Annotated in this window: 21 protein-coding genes and 1 pseudogene; 14 read left to right on the top strand and 8 right to left on the bottom strand. The window is 73.5% G+C overall.

The window, feature by feature from the left end; genetic code table 11:
- Positions 1-22: 22 nt before the first annotated feature.
- The 3 genes from ABIA32_RS08920 to ABIA32_RS08930 are packed head-to-tail and all read right to left on the bottom strand — an operon-like array spanning position 23 to position 2,425.
- Positions 23-1,774, bottom strand: coding sequence for an urease subunit alpha (locus ABIA32_RS08920; RefSeq protein ID WP_370093387.1), 1,752 nt, complete (start codon positions 1,772-1,774; stop codon positions 23-25).
- Complete coding sequence (locus ABIA32_RS08925; RefSeq protein ID WP_370093510.1) at positions 1,771-2,094, bottom strand: urease subunit beta; 324 nt, start codon at positions 2,092-2,094, stop codon at positions 1,771-1,773. The genes ABIA32_RS08920 and ABIA32_RS08925 overlap by 4 nt, the downstream gene beginning before the upstream one ends.
- Before the next feature lie 28 nt (positions 2,095-2,122).
- Entirely contained in the window at positions 2,123-2,425 is a 303-nt protein-coding gene (locus ABIA32_RS08930; RefSeq protein WP_370093388.1) for an urease subunit gamma, read from the bottom strand.
- Positions 2,426-2,724: 299 nt separating this feature from the next.
- On the opposite strand from ABIA32_RS08930, the gene ABIA32_RS08935 reads away from it, so the two are divergent.
- The 3 genes from ABIA32_RS08935 to ABIA32_RS08945 all read left to right on the top strand — a co-directional run bounded on the left by ABIA32_RS08935 (position 2,725) and on the right by ABIA32_RS08945 (position 4,213).
- Positions 2,725-2,889 (top strand): hypothetical protein, encoded by a 165-nt coding sequence (locus ABIA32_RS08935; protein ID WP_370093389.1) that lies wholly within the window; start codon positions 2,725-2,727, stop codon positions 2,887-2,889.
- A gap of 68 nt (positions 2,890-2,957) precedes the next feature.
- Positions 2,958-3,608: a hypothetical protein gene (locus ABIA32_RS08940; RefSeq protein WP_370093390.1), complete on the top strand. Its 651-nt coding sequence runs from the start codon at positions 2,958-2,960 to the stop codon at positions 3,606-3,608.
- Between the two features lie 224 nt (positions 3,609-3,832).
- Complete coding sequence (locus tag ABIA32_RS08945; protein ID WP_370093392.1) at positions 3,833-4,213, top strand: RNA-binding S4 domain-containing protein; 381 nt, start codon at positions 3,833-3,835, stop codon at positions 4,211-4,213.
- A gap of 49 nt (positions 4,214-4,262) precedes the next feature.
- On the opposite strand, the gene ABIA32_RS08950 is transcribed toward ABIA32_RS08945, so the two are convergent.
- A complete protein-coding gene (locus ABIA32_RS08950; protein ID WP_370093393.1) occupies positions 4,263-5,132 on the bottom strand; it encodes an SAM-dependent methyltransferase in 870 nt (289 codons plus the stop codon).
- 115 nt (positions 5,133-5,247) lie between these two features.
- Here ABIA32_RS08950 and ABIA32_RS08955 point away from each other — a divergent pair, with 115 nt between their 5' ends.
- A complete protein-coding gene (locus tag ABIA32_RS08955) occupies positions 5,248-5,676 on the top strand; it encodes an MmcQ/YjbR family DNA-binding protein (RefSeq protein ID WP_370093394.1) in 429 nt (142 codons plus the stop codon).
- A gap of 22 nt (positions 5,677-5,698) precedes the next feature.
- Here ABIA32_RS08955 and ABIA32_RS08960 read toward each other — a convergent pair whose 3' ends face one another.
- Positions 5,699-6,043, bottom strand: a complete 345-nt coding sequence (locus ABIA32_RS08960) for a cupin domain-containing protein (protein WP_370093395.1) — start codon at positions 6,041-6,043, stop codon at positions 5,699-5,701.
- A gap of 233 nt (positions 6,044-6,276) precedes the next feature.
- On the opposite strand from ABIA32_RS08960, the gene ABIA32_RS08965 reads away from it, so the two are divergent.
- The 7 genes from ABIA32_RS08965 (at position 6,277) to ABIA32_RS08995 (ending at position 12,139) form a co-directional block, all read left to right on the top strand.
- Positions 6,277-6,903: a hypothetical protein gene (locus ABIA32_RS08965; protein ID WP_370093396.1), complete on the top strand. Its 627-nt coding sequence runs from the start codon at positions 6,277-6,279 to the stop codon at positions 6,901-6,903.
- 165 nt (positions 6,904-7,068) lie between these two features.
- Entirely contained in the window at positions 7,069-7,827 is a 759-nt protein-coding gene (locus ABIA32_RS08970) for an AIM24 family protein (RefSeq protein ID WP_370093397.1), read from the top strand.
- 270 nt (positions 7,828-8,097) lie between these two features.
- Positions 8,098-9,288, top strand: a complete 1,191-nt coding sequence (locus ABIA32_RS08975; protein WP_370093398.1) for a molybdopterin-dependent oxidoreductase — start codon at positions 8,098-8,100, stop codon at positions 9,286-9,288.
- A complete protein-coding gene (locus ABIA32_RS08980) occupies positions 9,288-9,761 on the top strand; it encodes a hypothetical protein (RefSeq protein WP_370093399.1) in 474 nt (157 codons plus the stop codon). Before ABIA32_RS08975 ends, ABIA32_RS08980 begins: the two co-directional genes overlap by 1 nt.
- Before the next feature lie 48 nt (positions 9,762-9,809).
- The gene (locus ABIA32_RS08985) at positions 9,810-10,367 is read left to right on the top strand and encodes an MOSC domain-containing protein (RefSeq protein WP_370093400.1); all 558 of its coding nucleotides are present in this window, start codon (positions 9,810-9,812) and stop codon (positions 10,365-10,367) included.
- 177 nt (positions 10,368-10,544) lie between these two features.
- Positions 10,545-11,414 (top strand): RimK family alpha-L-glutamate ligase, encoded by an 870-nt coding sequence (locus ABIA32_RS08990; protein ID WP_370093401.1) that lies wholly within the window; start codon positions 10,545-10,547, stop codon positions 11,412-11,414.
- On the top strand, positions 11,411-12,139 hold the full coding sequence (locus tag ABIA32_RS08995; RefSeq protein ID WP_370093402.1) for a 4'-phosphopantetheinyl transferase superfamily protein: 729 nt from the start codon (positions 11,411-11,413) through the stop codon (positions 12,137-12,139). Before ABIA32_RS08990 ends, ABIA32_RS08995 begins: the two co-directional genes overlap by 4 nt.
- 264 nt (positions 12,140-12,403) lie before the next feature.
- Here the strand turns inward: ABIA32_RS08995 and ABIA32_RS09000 are convergent, their stop codons facing one another.
- From ABIA32_RS09000 to ABIA32_RS09010, 3 genes are all read right to left on the bottom strand, one after another.
- Positions 12,404-13,078 (bottom strand): hypothetical protein, encoded by a 675-nt coding sequence (locus tag ABIA32_RS09000; protein WP_370093403.1) that lies wholly within the window; start codon positions 13,076-13,078, stop codon positions 12,404-12,406.
- Between the two features lie 113 nt (positions 13,079-13,191).
- Positions 13,192-14,328 carry a DUF6745 domain-containing protein gene (locus ABIA32_RS09005; protein ID WP_370093511.1) on the bottom strand — a complete coding sequence of 379 codons (1,137 nt, stop codon included), beginning with the start codon at positions 14,326-14,328 and terminating at the stop codon, positions 13,192-13,194.
- A gap of 42 nt (positions 14,329-14,370) precedes the next feature.
- Entirely contained in the window at positions 14,371-14,697 is a 327-nt protein-coding gene (locus ABIA32_RS09010; RefSeq protein WP_370093404.1) for a hypothetical protein, read from the bottom strand.
- 441 nt (positions 14,698-15,138) lie between these two features.
- On the opposite strand from ABIA32_RS09010, the gene egtA reads away from it, so the two are divergent.
- The 3 genes and pseudogenes from egtA to egtC form a co-directional block, all read left to right on the top strand.
- Positions 15,139-16,515: an ergothioneine biosynthesis glutamate--cysteine ligase EgtA gene (egtA, locus tag ABIA32_RS09015; RefSeq protein WP_370093405.1), complete on the top strand. Its 1,377-nt coding sequence runs from the start codon at positions 15,139-15,141 to the stop codon at positions 16,513-16,515.
- Positions 16,512-17,966 (top strand): ergothioneine biosynthesis protein EgtB, encoded by a 1,455-nt coding sequence (egtB, locus tag ABIA32_RS09020; RefSeq protein ID WP_370093406.1) that lies wholly within the window; start codon positions 16,512-16,514, stop codon positions 17,964-17,966. Before egtA ends, egtB begins: the two co-directional genes overlap by 4 nt.
- A pseudogene (gene egtC / locus ABIA32_RS09025) lies at positions 17,966-18,721 on the top strand (ergothioneine biosynthesis protein EgtC); the annotation flags it as partial. The gene egtB and the pseudogene egtC, both read left to right, overlap by 1 nt.
- Positions 18,722-18,849 lie beyond the last annotated feature (128 nt).

The following is an 18,849-nucleotide window of genomic DNA, read 5'->3' on the forward strand; positions in this document are numbered from 1 at the left end:
GAGCCTCCCCTCCTCTCTCGTCTCAGAACAGGAAGTACCGCTGAGCCATGGGCAACTCCTCGGCCGGCTGCGGCTCGACGACCTCGCCGTCGATCCGCACCGTGAAGCTGTCCGGTTCCACCGTCACCCTGGGCCGTGCGCTGTTCTCGCGCATCGCGTCCTTCGTCACGCCCCGGGTGTCCGTGATCGCCGTGAACGCCTTCGCCACGCCCAGCTGCTCCCCCAGGCGCTCCGCCAGGCCGTCGTCCAGCGCCCACTGCGTGGTGAAGTTCAGCGAGTTGGCCGACGGCGCGCGTCCGACCCCGCCGAACATGGGGCGCGGCAGTACCGGCTGCGGCGTGGGGATGGAGGCGTTCGCGTCGCCCATCTGGGCCCAGGCGATCTGGCCGCCCTTGATCACCAGGTCGGGCTTCACCCCGAAGAAGGCCGGCGTCCACAGCACCAGATCGGCGAGCTTTCCCGCCTCCACGGAGCCAATCTCCCCGGCCATGCCCTGGGCCAGCGCCGGGTTGATCGTGTACTTGGCCACGTAGCGCCGCGCGCGCTGGTTGTCCGCGCGCCCGTCGCCGGGCAGCGCGCCCCGGCGGCGCTTCATCACGTGGGCCGTCTGCCAGGTGCGCAGCACCACCTCGCCGATCCGGCCCATGGCCTGCGAGTCCGAGCTGATCATCGAGATTGCGCCGAGGTCGTGCAGCACGTCCTCCGCCGCGATCGTCGTCGGCCGGATCCGCGACTCGGCGAAGGCCAGGTCCTCCGGCACGTTCGCACTCAGGTGATGGCAGACCATCAGCATGTCGAGGTGTTCGGCCACCGTGTTGCGGGTGTGCGGGCGGGTCGGATTGGTCGAGCTGGGCAGGATGTTGAGCTCGGAGACGACGGTGATGATGTCCGGCGCGTGCCCGCCGCCCGCGCCCTCGGCGTGGTAGGCGTGGACGCCGCGTCCGGCGATCGCGGCCAGCGTGTCCTGGACGAAACCGGCCTCGTTGAGCGTGTCCGTGTGGATGGCGAGCTGCGCGCCGCTCTCCTCGCAGACGCGCAGGCAGGCGTCGATCGCGGCGGGCGTCGCTCCCCAGTCTTCGTGGATCTTGAAGCCGACCGCGCCGCCGCGCAGTTGGGCGCGCATCGCCTCCGTCGAGACGGTGTTGCCCTTGCCCAGCAGGCCCAGGTTGACCGGATAATGCTCGGCCGCCGCGAACATTCTGGCCAGGTGCCAGGAGCCGGGGGTGATCGTGGTCGCCTTGGAGCCCTCGGCCGGGCCGGTCCCGCCGCCGACCAGCGTGGTGACGCCGCTCGCCAGCGCCTCCTCGAAGAGCTGTGGACAGATGAAGTGCACGTGCGCGTCGACGGCCCCGGCGGTCAGGATCCGTCCGTTGCCGGCGATCACCTCCGTCTCCGGACCGATGACCAGGTCCGGATGGACGCCGTCCATCGTCTCCGGGTTGCCCGCCTTGCCCAGCGCGGTGATCCGGCCGTCGCGGATGCCGATGTCGGCCTTGACGATGCCCCAGTGGTCCAGCACGACCGCGCCGGTGATGACCGTGTCCGGCGCGCCCTCGGCGCGCGAGACGCGGCTCTGGCCCATCGACTCGCGGATCACCTTGCCGCCGCCGAAGACCGCCTCGTCCCCGCCGCCGCACAGGTCCTGCTCGACCTCGATCAGCAGATCGGTGTCGGCGAGGCGGATCCGGTCCCCGGCCGTCGGCCCGTAGAGGTCGGCGTAGCGCCGCCGCGTGACCGTCAGCCCGGCCGCTGCCACGCCCTTCCGCGCGCTCATCCGTCCACCCGCCCGTCGAGCGCTCCGCCTGTCTCGCCGCGAAGGCCCAGCACTTCGCGCCGCCCGCCCAGCGGCACCAGCTCCACCTCGGCCGGAATGCCCGGCTCGAAGCGGACCGCCGTCCCCGCCGGGATGTTCAGCCGCTGCCCGCGCGCGGCGGCGCGGTCGAAGCTGAGGCGGGGGTTGGCCTCGGCGAAGTGGTAGTGCGAGCCGACCTGCACGGGGCGGTCTGCGGTGTTGACGACGGCGAGCACGGTCACCGGCCGTCCGGTGTTGAGCGTGATCTCGCCCTCGTCGAGCAGGAGTTCACCTGGGATCACGAACATCTCCCCTTCTCGTCCCGCTGCTTCAGTGGATCGGCTCGTGCAGGGTCACGAGCTTCGTACCGTCGGGGAAGGTCGCCTCGACCTGGACGTCGTGAATCATTTCGGGCACTCCCTCCATCACGTCCGCCCGGCCCAGCACGGCCCGCCCGGACTCCATCAGCTCCGCGACAGTCCGCCCGTCCCGGGCTCCCTCCAGGACGTGCACCGTGAGGATCGCGAGCGCCTCGGGGTGATTGAGTCTCAGCCCGCGCGCTCTGCGGGCGGACGCGACGTCGGCGGCCACGTGGATGAGCAGGCGCTCCTGCTCGTGCGGGGTCAGTCTCATGGGGCGCTGGACTCCTCGGGTGGGAGGCTGAACCGCTCGAAAAGACGTGGGCACGCCCTTGTGCCGCGAGTCCGGCCACCGTAGCCGAAGCACGGCCCGCTGGTCAGCGACCTGGACCGAAAAACTACGCGCGTCACACGGAAGTAACCTGACGGCGCATTGCGCGACTCACCCGAAGGTCGGGCGCGGTCGGCCGCGGTCTGCGGCGACATGGCCTCTTCCGCCGCCGCCGTCGCTGAGTCACCATGGGAGCGCGAGCAGTCACCAGCAGACGCGGCACCACCGAGCAGGGGGTTGTCATGAGGTTGGGCAAGATCGTCGCCACGGGTATCGCCGAGGACGTGCTGGACGCGTCCGTCGAGGAGTCCCTCCCCGGGACCGCGAACGAGACCGAGACCGAGACCGCCCGCGTGGTGGTCGTCGCACCCGTCCCCGCGCAGGCGGGGTCGAGCGCGGAGCGGTGACGCCGTTCCGGCGCGCTCCCAGGGAGCGTCCGGACCGGCCACCGGTCGGGTACAAGATCGCCCGCCCGATGCTCTCCGCAGACGGCGCCCGGCTGGGCTTCCGCGGGGTGTCGCTCGGGGGCGACATCGTCTACGGGCCGCTCGACGCCGCCCGTTGCGGCTACGAGCGGCGGCATCGCCCGCCGTCGCGCTGGTGCGCGTGCGGCTTCTACTGCCTGCACGAGGCAAGCGCGGCGATCGAGCTCGGCTGCGCGACGGAGTACCGGGACACGGTGCTGCTCGAGGTCGCGATCCTGGGCGCGTACCTGCGCCACGAGCGCGGCATGCGCTTCGAGCGCCAGCGCGTGCGCCGGATCCTCTGGCCCCGCTGCGCCTGCGGCCGTCCGTCCGAGGGCGTGCTCGACACCGGCGAGGGCATCCTCGGCTGGCGTGCGCTGACCGGCAGCTGCGCGATCTGCGCCGGCCACCGCACTCTGCTCCGCTTCGACGCGTACGCACGCCTGGGCGGTTCGGGGGTCACCGCCGCCTGCGACGAACGCCTCGCACCCCCGGCCCCGATCCGCGCCTCGCTTCCGCCCGACCTCTCCCTCTCCCTCGACAAGGCCGGCGGCCCCGACGGCCTCGTCCCCCAACTCGCCGCCGAGGCCGCGCTGCTCCAGGCCCGCCTGGACTGGTTCCAACTCCAACTCGGCCGCCTCACCGACCCCACGGAACCCTGAGCCCGGGCCGGGCCGGGGCCGGGGCCGGGCCGGGCGGCTCATCCGGCATCCTGTGCGGCCCAGGGGATCAACATGAAGCTGATCCGGGTGGAGCCGGTGGCGGCTCAGACCGCGGTCGCCGGTCGGTCACGGCCGCGCCCAGGGCGGTGGGCCCTCACCTCGTTGACGTGACCCGCCCAACGGGGCGGCAGTGCCCTCGCGCCACCGGCGGTTAGGGTGGCTCCATGTCGCAGGAGCTTCCCATCACGCCCGTGCGGGTCGATGCCTGGATCTGGTCGGTACGGCTGGCCAAGACCCGGTCCGCCGCCGGTGCCGCCTGCCGCGCCGGGCACGTGCGAGTGAACGGCGAGCGGGCCAAGCCCGCGCAGCCGGTGAAGCCGGGGGACGAGGTGCGGCTGCGGCAGGAGGGGCGGGAGCGCATCGTGGTCGTGACGAGGACCGTCGCCAAGCGCGTCGGCGCCGTGGTCGCCGCCGAGTGCCTGATCGACAAGAGCCCGCCGCCTCCGCCCCGCGAGCTCCTCGCCGCCCTGCCCGTCCGCGACCGCGGAGCGGGCCGCCCCACCAAGCGCGAACGCCGGGAGACGGACCGCCTCAAGGGTTTCTGAGCCCGGCGCGCTGCGGTCTCAGGCGCTGCGGTCTCACGCGCTGCGGGTCTCAGGCCCGCTTGACCGAGACCACGCCGTAGCCCGCCACGTCCTCCGCCGTCAGCGCGCGGTCGTCGTCGCTGACGTCCTCCGTGCCCACGTGCCACTCGTTGACCGGGACCACGCCGGGGGCGACCGGTTCCCAGTCCGCGCCGGAGGCGAAGCGCATCACCTCGTCGTGCGAGCGCGAGGTGATGTTCAGACCGGAGGCGGAGTAGACGCGGGTCACCGCCTCGGCCACCTCGGGCGAGAGGAAGTCGCCGGTGCCATGGGAGACGATCAGCACGCTGCCTGCGGGAAGCACGCGCTTGTAGCGGTCGAGCAGGCCGTACGGGTCCTCACTGTCGGAAAGGAAGTGCAGCAGCGCCACCACCAGCAGGGCGATGGGCTGGTCGAAGTCGAGGAGTTCCTTGGTCCCCGGGGCGTCCAGGATCGTCTCGGGGTCGTGGAAGTCCGCGTCGACGTAGGCCGTGCGGCCTTCGGGGGTGCTGCTCAGCAGCGCGCGGGCGTGGGTCAGGACCATTGGGTCGTTGTCCACGTAGACGACCCGCGCGTCGGGCGCCAACAGCTGGGCGACCTCGTGGGTGTTGTTCGCGGTCGGGATGCCGGTGCCTATGTCGAGGAACTGACGGATGCCCAGGGAACCCGCGTAGCGGACGGCGCGGCCGAGGAAGCGACGGTTGGCGCGTGCGCCGGCCGGCGCGGTCGGCAGCAGCTTGACGACCTGCTCGGCGGCCGCGCGGTCGGCCGGGAAGTTGTCCTTGCCGCCCAGGTAGTAGTCGTACATCCGCGCCGGGTGCGGGATGTCGGTGCGCAGCTCCGTCGGGCGTGCGGCCGCCTCGCCGTCCTCGCCCGTCGCCCAGTCCCAGCTCTCGTCCACCGCGGACCCCTTCCACGTGTTCCCGCACGCGGGAACCCCACACCCCGGACCGGGGTGACATTCCGCCGCCCCGCAAATCCCCATCATGCTAACTGTGGCACGGCAGACTGGCGGCATGCATCACGGATCTTTCACGCCTGGTCAACTTCGTTCCTACTGCCTTGAATTCAACGGCGCGGAGGAGACCTTCCCCTTCAATCCCGAAACCTCGGTCTTCAAGGTCGGCGGCAAGATGTTCGCCGCCTCCGCGCTGGACACCGAGCCGCCACTGCGGGTGAGCCTCAAATGCGACCCGGAGCTGGCCGTCCGGCTGCGCGCGGAGCACCCGGCGATCACCGGCGGCTGGCACCTCAACAAGCGGCACTGGAACACGGTGCTGCTGGACGGCTCGTTGCCGGAACAGCTGGTCCGCGAGATGGTCGAGGACTCCTACGATCTCGTCGTCGCCTCCCTACCGCGCAAGCAGCAGTTGCTGCTCGACTGGCCGGGCACGCGCAAGCGCGAGCACGAGAGCGGGAGCGGGAGCGGGAGCGGGAGCGACTGACTCGCGCGCGCCTCGCGGACGCTCAGAGATCGATCGTGATGTAGGTCTTGCGCAGCGTCTCGTGGACCTCCCACGCGCCCGTCCACCCGGCCGGGGTCACCAGGGTGTCGCCCGGACCGATCTCCACCGGCGCACCACCGTCCGGCGTGATCGTCGCCCGGCCGGAGAGGATCTGGCAGATCTCGTGGTAGCCCTCGCGCGTGGCCGTGAAGCGGCCCGGCGTCGCCTCCCAGATGCCGGCCTCCACGCCCTCGGGAGCGGTCCAGACGGTCAGGGCCGCCTCCTGCTGCCCCTGGGTGGTGCTGGTCGGCTTGGGCGCGAAGACGCCGAGCTCGGCCTGGTCGGCGCGGTGCAGGACGATGGCCATGGACGGGTGCTCCTTCGGTGACGTGCGAAGGCGCCCACGCTGCCAAACCGTCGCCCGCCCGGCCACCCGCAAGGTGTAAGGGTGTCGCCGGACCGGTTCGCAATCCGACAATTCCCGGGGCACCCAGGGTCCCGGCGGCGTACCGTCGTTGCTCCGGCAGGTGGCGTGTGGGGCGGCAGACGAGGACGGCCGCGGGCGGACGGCACCGGTGTGCGGGCCGAAGGGGGCGTCAGATGAAGGTCGCGGGGGCGGCGTCGTGGACGATCGTGGTGGACGAGTGGAGCTCACTTCTCGAGTTCCCGCTGTGGCTGCGCGCAGCAGAGCGGATCGAGGTCACTCCGGGCGGCCGGGTGCCGGGCGCGCTGGCGATGGACACGCTGCCCGACCCGTCGCTGGAGTCCGGCCTCGCCGCGGATCCTGCCGTGGCCGAGGCATGGCGGGACTGGTGGGAGTCCTCCGTGACCCAGGCGTTCTCCACACCGACCGGGGACTTCGCCCGCGACACAGGGGTCCGGGCCCGCTTCGGCCCGCCCGGCTTCGAGGCGCTCGCGGCCGGACCGCTGCGGGACGCCGCGCAGCGGCGCTGGCCGGAGGCCATGAAGTGGCACCACGCGCGCAAGCGCGCAGGCATCGAGGCGATGATCGCCGGTGGCACCCGCCCCGAGGGCGAGGTCGTCCGCGCGGTCGAGGCGGAGCTCGGTCGCCGCGCGGAACCCTTCTCGGTCTCGCTCACGGTGATCCCGGTCCTCGACGACCGGATCCGCAGCGTCGGCGGCCGAGCCTTCCTGATCCCCGAGCACCTGCGCGGCACGCCCGCCTACGCCGACTGGCTCCACGGGCTGGTCCGCGCGCTCGCGTAGGACCTGCCTCGGGCGCGGGTTCCGCTCCGAGTCCCGTTGCGGGTCCCGTCCCTTCTGTCCGCGTCCCGTCCCGGTCAGGCAACAGTCCGGGGGTGGGCGCTGTGTCCTCCCCTCAGCGAGCGCTAACGTGCGGAGCAGAGACACCGAATCGGGAGGGCAGCAGCCATGCAGGCTGAGATCAAGGGCAGCACCATGCCGGTGCTCGAGGTGCAGCTGGCGCCTGGCGAGAGCGTGGTGACGCCGCACGGCGAGCTGTCGTGGATGTCGGCCAACGTGCAGATGTCGCAGACCATGGCCACCGGCGGGCAGAGCGGCGGCGGCAGCGGTTTCATGGGCGCGATGAAGCGCGTCCTGGGCGGCGGGAGCCTGTTCCTGACGCAGTACCAGGCACAGGGCACGGCCGGTCTGGTCGCGTTCGCGGCCAAGGTGCCCGGCCACATCGTGCCGGTCGACATCACCCCCGGCCGGTCCTTCATGGTCCACCGGCACGGGTGGCTCTGCGGGACGCCGGGAATCACTCCCTCCGTCGGCCTTCAGCAGTCCTTCCGTGGCGGGCTCTGGGGCGGCGACGGCTTCGTCATGCAGAAGCTGGAGGGGCAGGGCCGCGCCTGGATCGAGCTCTCCGGCGAGCTGACCACCTACACCCTCGGCCCCGGTCAGACCATGCTGGTGCACCCGGGCCACGTCGGTATGTTCGACCAGCAGGTGCAGTTCACCATCACCCGGGTCCCCGGCATCGCCAACAAGATCTTCGGCGGCGACGGCTACCACCTCGTCGCGCTCACCGGGCCGGGTCAGATCTGGCTCCAGAGCATGCCCCTGCCCAACCTCGCGCACGCCCTCGCCCCCTACCTGCCCGCGTCCGGCGCGGAGAACGCCGAGTCGGCGGGCGTCGGCGGCCTCCTCGGCGGCATGATGCGCTGACGCGCACCTTCTGCACGGCGAGACGTTGCACCATCCAGCGGGCGAGGCTCAAGGTCACGACAAGGGGAAGTTGCAGCCGCCAGGGGCGCGGGGAACTGCGCGACAAGCCACCCTCCGACGTGGCAGGCCGAACGAGCAGGGCCATCCGCAGAGGGTGGTGTCTCGCGCAGCTCCCCGCGCCCCTGCAAAGTGCATGCCTGGCCCTGACGTAAGACTTCCGTAGTCGGGTCGAACCGTCCCAACCGCACCGCGCGGCGGTCTCATGGAGGCATGAAACGCCGCCCGCCGCTGCCACACCTGCCGCCGCTGCGCCGACCGCTGGACCTGCCGCTCCCCCAGCCCCCGAGCGCCCTGCGGCGCGGACCGCTGCGCGAGGGCACGTTCCGGTCCCGGCTGCACGAGCCGCGCACCGCCGTGGTCATCGGCCGGTGGCTGGGCGCAGCGGTACTGATCTGCTTCGTGACGGGTCTCATCAGCCACGAGCTGCAGCAGCCGCCCGGCTGGCTCCGCGACCACCTGCCCAGCCGACCCGTCCAGGGGTACCGGATCACCCAGGGGCTGCACGTGATCAGCGGCATCGCCGCGATCCCGCTACTGGGCGCGAAGCTCTGGACCGTCTACCCCAAGCTCTTCGCCTGGCCGCCCGCGCGCACCGTCCGACACGCGCTGGAGCGCCTCGGCATCGCGCTGCTGGTCGGCTCGATGGTGCTGGAGCTGTTCACCGGGCTGCTCAACACGCTGCAGTGGTACCCGTGGCCGTTCCCGTTCCGGCAGACGCACTTCTGGCTCGCCTGGATCGCCGTCGGCGGCCTGCTGCTGCACATCGCCGCCAAGGGACCGGAGATCGCCGAGCACTGGCGCCGCCGCAAGCCCGCGCTCGCGGGGCGAAGGGCGATGCTGGGGACGGTCGTGGCCGCCGTCGGCGCGGTCACCGTGGTGACGGCCGGTCAGACCGTGCCGTGGCTGCGCTGGCTCGACCTGCTCGCTCCGCGCCGGCCGGACCTCGGCGCGCAGGGCCTGCCCGTCAACCGCACCGCCGCCCAGGCGGGCACCACGCACACACCCCCGGACTGGACGCTGCGCGTCGACGGACCCCGCCCCTACACGCTCACCATGGACGAACTGCTCGCGCTCCCGCAGTCCGAGGCCGAACTGCCCATCGCCTGCGTCGAGGGCTGGAGCGCGTCCGCCCGCTGGGGCGGCGTCCGGCTGCGCGACCTACTGGACCGGGCCGGTGCGCCGCCCGGGGCGCTGATCCGCGTCACCTCGCTGGAGCGCGGCGGTCCGTACTCCGTGATGGAGATGCCGCACACCTACGCGCGCGACCCGTTGACCCTGCTGGCGCTGCGGGTCAACGGCCAGGTGCTGCAGCCCGACCACGGCTACCCGGCCCGGATCATCGCCCCGAACCGGCCCGGCGTGCTGCAGACGAAGTGGGTCTCCCGGCTGGAGGTGCTGTGATGACGCGCGGCCCGCAGGTGGTACGGACGGTGACCGGCGCGGCCGGGGTCGGCGTGATCGGTTACGGGATCTACGGACTGCTGAACGACCCCTACATCCGCGACCCGCTCTCGGTGCTGTTCTGGGGCCTCGGCGGTCTGGTGCTGCACGACGGGTTCTGGTTGCCGCTGGTGCTCCTCGCCGGCACGGTGCTGGTCCGTCGCCCGCTGCTGCGCGCCGGACTGGTCGTAGCCGCCGCGCTGACGGCGGTGGGACTCCCGGCCGAGCTGCGCGCGGGCGTCGACCACGGGAACGCGAGCCTGCTGCCGCTGCCGTATCTGCGCAACTGGCTGCTGTCGCTGGCGGCCGTGGCGGTCGTGGTCGGCGCGATCGCCGTCGCTCCCAAGGTCCCACCCGCGCTGCGCAGGATGCGGCTCGCCCGGCGGGCCCGGCTCGACCGCCGGGCCCGGCGGAGAGCTGAGCGGCGCGCCTGAGAGAATGGCTCGTAGGCCGACCATCAGGCGAAAGAGGTGCCGCAGGACATGAGCGACATAACCGTCGAGGCAATGGTGACCGCAGTCAGCCGGGACGCGAAGCACTCCTTCAGCAAGGCGAACGAGCCCGGCATCCGGCTGCTGGCCGGTCTCGGCGTCGAGGGGGACGCTCACCTCGGCGTGACGGTCCAGCACCTGTCACGCATCGCGGACGACCCGACGCAGCCCAACCTCCGCCAGGTCCACCTGATCCACGCGGAGCTCCACGACGAACTGCTCGACGCCGGCTTCGAGGTCGCTCCCGGCGCGATGGGTGAGAACGTCACCACCCGCGGCATCGACCTGCTCGGCCTGCCGCGCGGCGCGCGCCTGCGGCTGGGCACGGAGGCGGAGATCGAGATCACCGGCCTGCGCAACCCGTGCCCGCAGATCAACAACTTCCAGCCGGGCCTGCTCAAGCAGGTCGTCGGCAGGAACGAGGCGGGCGACATCGTCCGCAGGGCCGGGATCATGGGCATCGTGCTGACGACCGGCGAGGTCCGTCCCGGCGACGTCATCACCGTCGAACTTCCCGATGGTCCGCACCGGCCGCTCGAGCGCGTCTGACGGAACGCGGTGCCGCCGCGAGGCGCCGGGCGGCCGTTCTCAGCCCCGTCCGGCCCCGAGCGCGTCAAGATGTCGGCCAAGATCCGCAAAGCGCCACCCAACGGATAGGCTCCGATTCCAGGCCGCCGGGCCACCCCTTGCCGCGGGGCCGCACGCAACGGAGAGGCAAGCACGCCCATGTCCGACATCGTCCTGCTCACCGGCCGCACCATGCCCCGCGAGGTCTCCGAGAACGACCTGCTGGCGGACGAGTTGCGGCAGCTCGGCGTCAGCGCGGAGATCCAGCCCTGGGACGAGCCGCTGGACTGGAGCGAGCACGGCTTCGCCCTGGTCCGCACAACCTGGGACTACTGGGACCGGCTCGGTGAGTTCGTCGCCTGGGCCGAGCAGACCCAGAAGCGGACAACGCTGCGGAACCCGGCCGAGGTCATCGTCTGGAACTGCCACAAGGGTTACCTCGTCGGCCTGGGCACGCTCGGCATCCCGGTGATACCCACCCGACTCCTGCGCGAGGGCGCCGACGAGGGTGAGATCGCCGCCGCACTCGCCGAGTTCGGCGAGCGGCACGGCGAGGCCGAGCTCGTCGCCAAGCCCGCCGTCTCCGCGGGCGCACGCGGCGCGCTCCGCACCCGCGCCACCGCGCCGGACGCCGCCGCCCACCTGGCGGGACTGGTCGCGAACGGCGACGCGCTGCTGCAGCCGCTCGCGGAGTCCGTACTGACCCGCGGCGAGACCTCGCTGGTCTTCTTCGGCCAGGAGTTCAGCCACGCGGTCCGCAAGGTGCCGGCGCAGGGCGAGTACCGCATCCACGAGCACCACGGCGGCAGCGTGCAGCCGCACACCCCTTCGGAGGCCGAACTCGCCGCGGCGCGCGCCGCGTTGGCGGCGGCGCCGGCGGAGACCGCGTACGGTCGGGTCGACCTGGTCGAGCTGCCGGACGGGCCCGCGGTGATGGAACTCGAGCTGATCGAGCCCGAGCTCTTCCTCCCCTTCGCGGACGGCGCGACCGCGCGCTACGCCCGCCACCTCGCGGAGCTGTTGCCGTGACAGGGGCCGCCGCCGGGGTGGACGGGGCGGCGGAGCGCGTCGAGCTCTGGCTGCTGGACGTGCGCGGACCCGTGCCGGGCCTCGAGTCCGCTCGCATCGACGATCTCCTCGACGAGAAGGAGCGGACCAGGGCGGCGGCGTTCGTCCGCGAGAGCGACCGCGTCCTCTATCGGGTCGCGCACGCGGCGCTGCGTGCGGTCCTCGCGGCGCGGACAGGCTTGTCCCCGGCGGCCGTCCGCTTCACACGCGAGCCCTGTCCGTGCTGCGGCGAGGCGCACGGACGCCCACGCCTGGAGGCCCCGGGCGGGCCGCAGTTCTCACTCTCCCACGGCGGTGACCTGGTGCTGATCGGGCTGGCCGCTGCCACCGCCCCGATCGGCGTCGACGTCGAACCGCTGCCTTCGCCGCAGGCGACGCGCGAACTCGCCACGGTGCTGCACCCCTTGGAGCAGGCCGAGCTCACGGCGCGGAGCGGTGGCGCCAATCCGACACCGGCGGCCTTCGCCCAGCTGTGGACGCGCAAGGAGGCCTACCTCAAGGGCCTCGGCACCGGCCTAGGCCGCGATCCGGCCGAGGACTACACCGGCGAGGCCAACCCCGGGGCCCTGCCCCCCGGTTGGACCCTCGCCAACATCCCGGCCGGCCCCACCCACGCCGCCGCCCTCGCCGTCCTGGCCCCCACCGCGACCTTCACACTCCACACTTCGCTCCTCGACAGCGCCTGACGCCACCGCTTCGGCGCCAACGCCCACTTCAGCTCCGCGCCCTGCTGCCGAGCTCCCCGGGGGGCCCATACCCTCCCCAGTCAGACGAATTCGCCCACCCCCGGGGAGAGCAGGCCGCACCCCGGCGACCCGGGCGGATGCGCGCGTGCGCTCGCCCAGCTGACCCCAGCGGAGGTCGCACTCCTCTGCCTCCCCGCTCACAGCGCCCGCCCCGGGAGAGAACGCCGCGCCCCACCACCCGCGCGGATGCGCGCCTGCGCGCACCTACGCCGGGACGGCTGGGCCGCTCGCGTCGAGGGTGACGGGGATGCCTCCGACGAGCCGTTCCAGTTCCGCCTTGAGCGCTGCCGACTTCGCTCCCGCCGCGCTGGTGTTGACCAGCACGCCGGAGGCGTCCTGCGCGGGGCCGAAGCCGTCGATCGGAAAGCCCAGGGCGCCCTTCGCCACATGGGGCACCAGCAGCTGCGCCGCCCGGTCAAGTCGCGCCTGCGAGTAGAGGCAGAGGTAGTAGTCCAGGCGGTTGAGGTCTGCCTTCGGGTCGGCCTGCTTCGCCGCAGCGGCGAGCCGGTGGCCTGCGGCGAGGTCGGTGACGCAGAGGGCGACGCGTCCGGCGGGGAAGTCCGTGATGTGAGTGCCGTAGACGTCGGCGAACGCCGCCACGCGGCTCTGCGCGCCGATCGCCTGAGAGAGCTCCTCCCCCTGCGGCGTGTTCGCCGGGGTGCCGTTGTAGGAGGTCGGCGCGGGCTTGCCCAGCCACTCGCCGGGGACGGGACACGGCTTGCCCATCTGCCGCACAGGAGCCGCTGGTGTCGTCGTCCCGGGCGCGGACTTGACCACGGTCGTGCCGGAGTTCGAGGTCCCGCAGCCCGACGCGAGCAGGGCGACGGCCGTACCGAGGCCCAGCGCGATGGAAAGTCTTCTGATGCCGGACATGGTCACCGCAGTTCTCCCGTTCGAGTGGTATGCCGCTGTGACGCGCGGTGAGGCCCGCCGGTTCCCCCCTCCCCCGGCGTGGCCTCGCGCCCGGACCCCAGGGGACATCACCTCTCGCGTCAGGTCTGCCGCAGCGGCTGGTACGCCTGGGCGGGCAGGCCGAACGTCCAGGCGACGCCCTCCCGTGCGGTGCCCGTCGTCGGCGGGACGCGCAGCCAGCAGACCCGGTGCGTACCGTCCGGCTCCGGCGTCGCGTTGACCACCTCGACCATCACCACCGGCTCGTCCCGCTCCAGCTCGATCCGCCACAGCACCCCGGACTCGTCCCGGTGCACCGGCTGCGCGCCGGACTCGGCGAGGTAACGGTCGTAGCCGTAGTGCTCCAGCATCACCCGGCGCAGTTCGGCGTTGGGCTGCTCGCGTATCTCCTCGGGCGTCACCGAACCGAGCCGCTCGAACAGCGAGCCCGGCACCGGCATCCCGCACCACGCGTGCAGCGCGAAGCCGTCGCCGTAGGCGAGGGCCGCGCCGTCGCCGCTGTGGAGCCGCCCGGCCTCGTCCTGCCGCAGCAGCACCGGGCGCTCCGTCAGCAGCACGACGTCGGCGTACGGCCACCACCACCCGGCGCTGCGCGCGACTGCCGCCAGGCCGTCAAGCAGCGGATCCTCGGCCAACGCGGCCAGCCACGCCGCGTCGTGCTGGCCGAGCACGGCGTCCAGCAGCGCCAGCCGGGCCGCGGCACGGCCGTGCGCCTGGGCGGCCGGACGAGCGGCGTCCTCCGGCCCGGCGAGGGCGTCGACGACGGCGTCCCGGATACGCTGGGCCAGGCCGTGCAGGCGGGGCCAGAGCTCGCCCGCCGTCGCCGTCCACTGCTCGGACCAGGCCGCCTGCCCGAGCGCCACCTGTCGTCGCCCGCGCGCCGCCTCCCACGGGGCCGTGCGCACCGCCTCCCTGACGCTGACGCACTCGTCGGCCCCGGGCGCGCGGACCCCCTGGGCGGCGAGGGCGGAGCGCGCCGCCTCGAAGACCCGCTCCGCCTCGGGCCCCAGGCCGTCGGCGAACACCTGCGCCGCCCCGCCGGTGAGCAGCAGCGCCGCCGCAGTGGCGGTCAGCGGCGACGCGCACCACACCACGGCCCGCGGCGCCGGCAGACCCGCCTGCCAGTACGCGGCGCGCACCCCCGCCTCCGCCTCGGCCCGGTCCGCCGGACCGACCCGCAGGCCGATCCGCGTCCAGTCCTCCCGCTCCACGCCCATCCGGCTCTCCCCCTCGCTCCGTCGGTCCATCCGCGCGGCCCCTCAGTCCGCGACGACGCGGACGGCTCCGGGCGTGTACTCGCGCTGCCTGACGACCCGGTACCAGCCGCGCGGCAGCGCGATCGCGGCATGCTCCTCGTGCACGACCCGCCCGCCCTCGGTCAACTGCAGCCATGCCTCGCCGAACTGATCCCCCGCCCGCAGCAGTCGGCCGGGCCCGACCACGGCATGCGTATGGCCGGTGGCCTCGCCCCGCACCAGCACCAACCGCCCCCGCCCGTCCCGCTCCTGCGCCGCCATCGACGCCACCCCCGCCGGCACGGCCACCTCGGCGACGGGGACCAGCAGGACGTCTCCTTGGCGATACATCGACCCACCCTCCGTCCTGACCTGCGCGGCGACGATGCGTCACCCCGTACTCAGCACAGTAGGAGGGGGGTCTGACAAGTCGCTGAACCGGTGGGAGCAATCCCGTGGAAATGCGCGATGATCTTGGAAGGTCGGGCAGGCAGGCGCAGCACTCTACCGGCAGGTAACAAGGTCGGGAAGGACCTCCGGCCCAGCGCGCGGACCGGGGCCACGGCGATCATTTCCGGCCACCGGCGCGCCCAGCGATCCGTACACGCCGCATCCCGCTCCCGTCGGCGCGAACCGCCCCCGCGTCCGCCCCCGGCCAGGGGCGCGCACCCGCCGACGAACGGCTCACACCTTGCTGTCGTCCGCCCGCGTCGGCCGCAGAGGATGGATGCGCTCGGCGTGCCGCCCGGGCCGCCTGGGGGTTAGGTGGAGGAATGGGAGGAGGAGAGAACCGTGGGTACTGAGATCGATACGGAGTCCGGAGCTGCGATATCGCAGGACCAGGCCGAGGGCCACATCCACGGCGTGTGCTTCAAGACGGGTCCGCCCGGAAGCGCAGGCGTCGAACTCGAGTGGCTGGTCGTCGACCGCGCGGAGCCGCGACGACCGGTGCCGCTGGAGCGGCTCGACGCCGCTCTCGCGCCGCTGACCGGCCTCGACGGCCAAGCCGGCCAGGACGGCGGGCCTGGCAGCAGACAGGGCCCTAGTCCGGGCAGCAGAGCCGGCGGGCTGCCGGGTGGCACCGTGCTCACCAGGGAGCCGGGCGGCCAACTGGAGCTCAGCACACCACCCGCCGCAGGCCCGGTCGCCTGCGTCGCGAGCGCGGCGACCGATCTCGACCTGGTCCGCCGGGCGCTGCGCGCCGACGGCCTGCACCTCGTCGGCTACGGGCTGGAGCCCTTCCGCAACCCGCCGCGCGTGCTGGACCATCCCCGCTACGCGGCGATGGAGGCCTACCTCGACCGGATCGGCCCGTGGGGCCGGATGATGATGCGCGCCACGGCCGCCGTGCAGGTCAACCTGGACGCCGGGACGGAAGGCGGCGGCCTCGACGGCTACCGCGCCCGCTGGCAGCTCGCCCACCGGCTCGGCCCGGTCCTGGTCGCGGCCTTCGCGAACTCACCCCTGTGGCAGGGGAAGCCCACCGGCTGGCGGTCCACCCGCCAGGCTGTCTGGGAGCACCTCGACCCCAGCCGCACCCGCCCGCCGCAGGGCCCCGCCGCCGACGGAGACCCGCGTGCCGCCTGGACCCGGTCGGCTCTGGACGCCGGCCTGCTCTGCCTGCGGCGTACCCCGCCCGCCGACTGGACCGCCCCGCCCGGCCACAGTTTCGCCTCCTGGCTCCAGGGCGGCGTCACCGAGCGTCGGCCCACCCTCGACGACCTCGACTACCACCTCAGCACGCTCTTCCCTCCGGTGCGGGCACGCGGATGGCTTGAAATGCGCATGATCGACGCGCAACCCGGCGACGGCTGGATGGTGCCCGCACTCCTCGCGACGGTGCTGTTGGACGACCCGGTCGCGACCGAAGCCGCCTGGGCGGCGACAGAGCCGCTCTGCCCGAACGGCTCGCCGCTCCCGCCGCACGCGGCCTGGACCCGCGCCGCGCAGCTCGGCCCGGCCGCCCCGGAGCTGGCCAAGGCCGCACTCGACTGCTTCGCGGCGGTCGACGCCGCCCTCGACCGGCCGGACGTCCCCGCACCGCTCCGCCGCGCGGTCTCCTCCTTCGCCGAGCACTACACCGAACGCGGGCGATGTCCCGCCGACGACCTGTTGGACGACCGTGACGGCGCCTGCCGGTCCGACCGTCTGGAAGGAACCTCCCGATGACCGACCCCGCGGCCCCCGTCGACCCGACCGCGACCGGAACACCCGCCGAACCCGACGCCTCCGACGCCTCCGACGCCCTGCGCTCCAGGGCACGCGCCGCGCTGGAGCGGGCGCGGCTACGGACCTACGCGCTCACCGACTGCCTGGACGAGGACGAGCTCGGCGCGCAGCACTCCCCGCTGATGTCGCCCCTGGTCTGGGACCTCGCCCATATCGGCAACCAGGAGGAGATCTGGCTGGTCCGCGAGGGCGGTCGCGCCCCCGCGCTACGGCCCGACCTCGATCCGCTCTACGACGCCTTCCAGCACCCGCGCGCCGAGCGTCCCACGCTGCCGCTGCTCCCACCGGAGCCCGCCCGGCGTTACGTCGCGGCGGTGCGCGAACGCGCACTGGAGGTGCTCGACGCCGCCCCGCTCGGCCCCGCCGGGGACCCGCTGCTGGCCCAGGGCTTCGTCTTCGGCATGATCGCCCAGCACGAGCAGCAGCACGACGAGACCATGCTCGCGACCCACCAACTGCGCCGCGGCCCCGCCGTCCTGCACGCTCCGACGCCCGATCCGGCCCCCGCCGACGCGGCTGCTCTGCCGACCGAGGTGTGGATACCCGGCGGTCCCTTCACCATGGGCGCCAGCGGTGACGACGAGCCCTGGGCCCTCGACAATGAGCGGCCCGCCCACCAGGTCGACGTGCCCGGGTTCTGGCTGGACACGGCGCCCGTCACCAACGCGGCCTACCAGGCCTTCATGGCTGACGGCGGCTATCACGACGCGCGCTGGTGGTCCCCGGCCGGCTGGGCCCACCGGCTCCAGGCGGGACTCGGCGCGCCGCTGTTCTGGACCCGCGCCTCCGAGAGCGACGACGCCGAGGCCGAGGTCTCCGGCGGCTGGCTGCGCCGCCGCTTCGGCGTCACCGAGCCGGTGCCGCTGGACGAGCCGGTCCTGCACGTCTGCTGGTACGAGGCCGACGCCTTCGCCCGCTGGGCGGGCCGACGCCTGCCGACCGAGGCGGAGTGGGAGAAGGCCGCCCGCCACGACCCGGCCACCGGACGCTCCCGCCGCTACCCGTGGGGCGACGCCGACCCGACACCCGAGCTGGCCAACCTCGGGCAGCTCCACCTCCAGCCCGCCCCGGCCGGCAGCTACCCGGCGGGCGCCTCGCCGTACGGGGTGCGGCAGTTGATCGGCGACGTCTGGGAGTGGACCTCCAGCGACTTCGCCCCGTACCCGGGCTTCACGGCCTTCCCGTACAAGGAGTACTCGGAGGTCTTCTTCGGCCCCGACTACAAGGTGCTGCGCGGGGGAGCCTTCGGCGTCGACCAGGTCGCCTGCCGGGGCACCTTCCGCAACTGGGACTACCCGATCCGCCGCCAGATCTTCTGCGGCTTCCGCACCGCGCGGGACGCGTCCCCCGGCGAGGCCGCACGCCCCGACGACGGGGGGACGACCGCCTGATGTGTCGTCATCTCGCGTATCTTGGACCCCCGGTCACGCTGGCCGAGGTGGTCCTGCGCCCACCGCGCGGGCTCTTCGAGCAGTCCTGGGGCCCGCGTCGGCAGCGTCACGGCACGGTCAACGCGGACGGCTTCGGCATCGGCTGGTACCCGGAGCCCGGTACCGGTGCCGGTACGGGATCCGGCGCGGACGCGTCGGGGCCGGAGGCGCCCGTGCCCACCCGCTACCGCCGGGCGGTGCCGATCTGGGCCGATCCGAACCTTCCCGAGCTGGCCCGAGCCGTCCGCAGCGGCGCGGTGCTGGCCGCCGTCCGCTCGGCGACGGCCGGGACCAGCCAGGACGAGTCCGCCGCAGCGCCCTTCCGCGACGGCCGCCACCTGTTCAGCCACAACGGCGCCGTCCCGGACTGGACCCGGCTCCCGGCCGCCGTCGCCGCCGGCGGCGGACCGGGCGCGGGCTCCGCCCTCGGCGCGGCCGAACTACTGGCCCTTGAGGCGCGCAGCGACTCGGCCCTGCTCTGGGCGATGCTCGTCCGGCGACTGCGCCGTGGCGAACCCGCCGGCGGCGCGCTGGCCGCGCTGGTCCGCCAGGTCGCCTCGGTCCGGCCCGATGCGCGGCTGAACCTGCTGCTCACCGACGGCTCGACGATCGCCGCGACCCGCTTCGGCGACACGCTCTGGTACCGGCAGGCGCCGGACCGAGTCCTGGTGGCCTCCGAGCCGGACGACACCGCGTCCGGCCAGGACGCGGGCTGGCGCGAGGTGCCGGACCGCTCCTTGCTGCTGGCCACGCGCGGCCAGGTCCGCGTCCTCGCCCTGCGACCACCCGCCTCCCCCGTGCACCCCTCCTCCCGTAGATCCCGCAGCCCCCGCAGACCCCAGCT

The sequence above is a fragment of the Streptacidiphilus sp. MAP12-20 genome (assembly GCF_041262525.1).
In the GTDB taxonomy this organism is placed as follows: Bacteria; Actinomycetota; Actinomycetes; order Streptomycetales; family Streptomycetaceae; genus Streptacidiphilus.

Excerpts from the sequence above, each read along its gene's own strand:
- ABIA32_RS08965 (WP_370093396.1), top strand. The coding sequence starts at position 6,277 with ATGAAGGTCGCGGGGGCGGCGTCGTGGACGATCGTGGTGGACGAGTGG.
- ABIA32_RS08930 (WP_370093388.1), bottom strand. The coding sequence starts at position 2,425 with ATGAGACTGACCCCGCACGAGCAGGAGCGCCTGCTCATCCACGTGGCC.
- ABIA32_RS08990 (WP_370093401.1), top strand. The coding sequence starts at position 10,545 with ATGTCCGACATCGTCCTGCTCACCGGCCGCACCATGCCCCGCGAGGTC.
- ABIA32_RS08985 (WP_370093400.1), top strand. The coding sequence starts at position 9,810 with ATGAGCGACATAACCGTCGAGGCAATGGTGACCGCAGTCAGCCGGGAC.
- ABIA32_RS09005 (WP_370093511.1), bottom strand. The coding sequence starts at position 14,328 with ATGGGCGTGGAGCGGGAGGACTGGACGCGGATCGGCCTGCGGGTCGGT.
- ABIA32_RS09010 (WP_370093404.1), bottom strand. The coding sequence starts at position 14,697 with ATGTATCGCCAAGGAGACGTCCTGCTGGTCCCCGTCGCCGAGGTGGCC.
- ABIA32_RS08940 (WP_370093390.1), top strand. The coding sequence starts at position 2,958 with ATGCTCTCCGCAGACGGCGCCCGGCTGGGCTTCCGCGGGGTGTCGCTC.
- ABIA32_RS08975 (WP_370093398.1), top strand. The coding sequence starts at position 8,098 with ATGAAACGCCGCCCGCCGCTGCCACACCTGCCGCCGCTGCGCCGACCG.
- ABIA32_RS08955 (WP_370093394.1), top strand. The coding sequence starts at position 5,248 with ATGCATCACGGATCTTTCACGCCTGGTCAACTTCGTTCCTACTGCCTT.
- ABIA32_RS08960 (WP_370093395.1), bottom strand. The coding sequence starts at position 6,043 with ATGGCCATCGTCCTGCACCGCGCCGACCAGGCCGAGCTCGGCGTCTTC.
- ABIA32_RS08945 (WP_370093392.1), top strand. The coding sequence starts at position 3,833 with ATGTCGCAGGAGCTTCCCATCACGCCCGTGCGGGTCGATGCCTGGATC.
- ABIA32_RS08935 (WP_370093389.1), top strand. The coding sequence starts at position 2,725 with ATGAGGTTGGGCAAGATCGTCGCCACGGGTATCGCCGAGGACGTGCTG.
- ABIA32_RS08920 (WP_370093387.1), bottom strand. The coding sequence starts at position 1,774 with ATGAGCGCGCGGAAGGGCGTGGCAGCGGCCGGGCTGACGGTCACGCGG.
- ABIA32_RS08980 (WP_370093399.1), top strand. The coding sequence starts at position 9,288 with ATGACGCGCGGCCCGCAGGTGGTACGGACGGTGACCGGCGCGGCCGGG.
- egtB (WP_370093406.1), top strand. The coding sequence starts at position 16,512 with ATGACCGACCCCGCGGCCCCCGTCGACCCGACCGCGACCGGAACACCC.
- ABIA32_RS08970 (WP_370093397.1), top strand. The coding sequence starts at position 7,069 with ATGCAGGCTGAGATCAAGGGCAGCACCATGCCGGTGCTCGAGGTGCAG.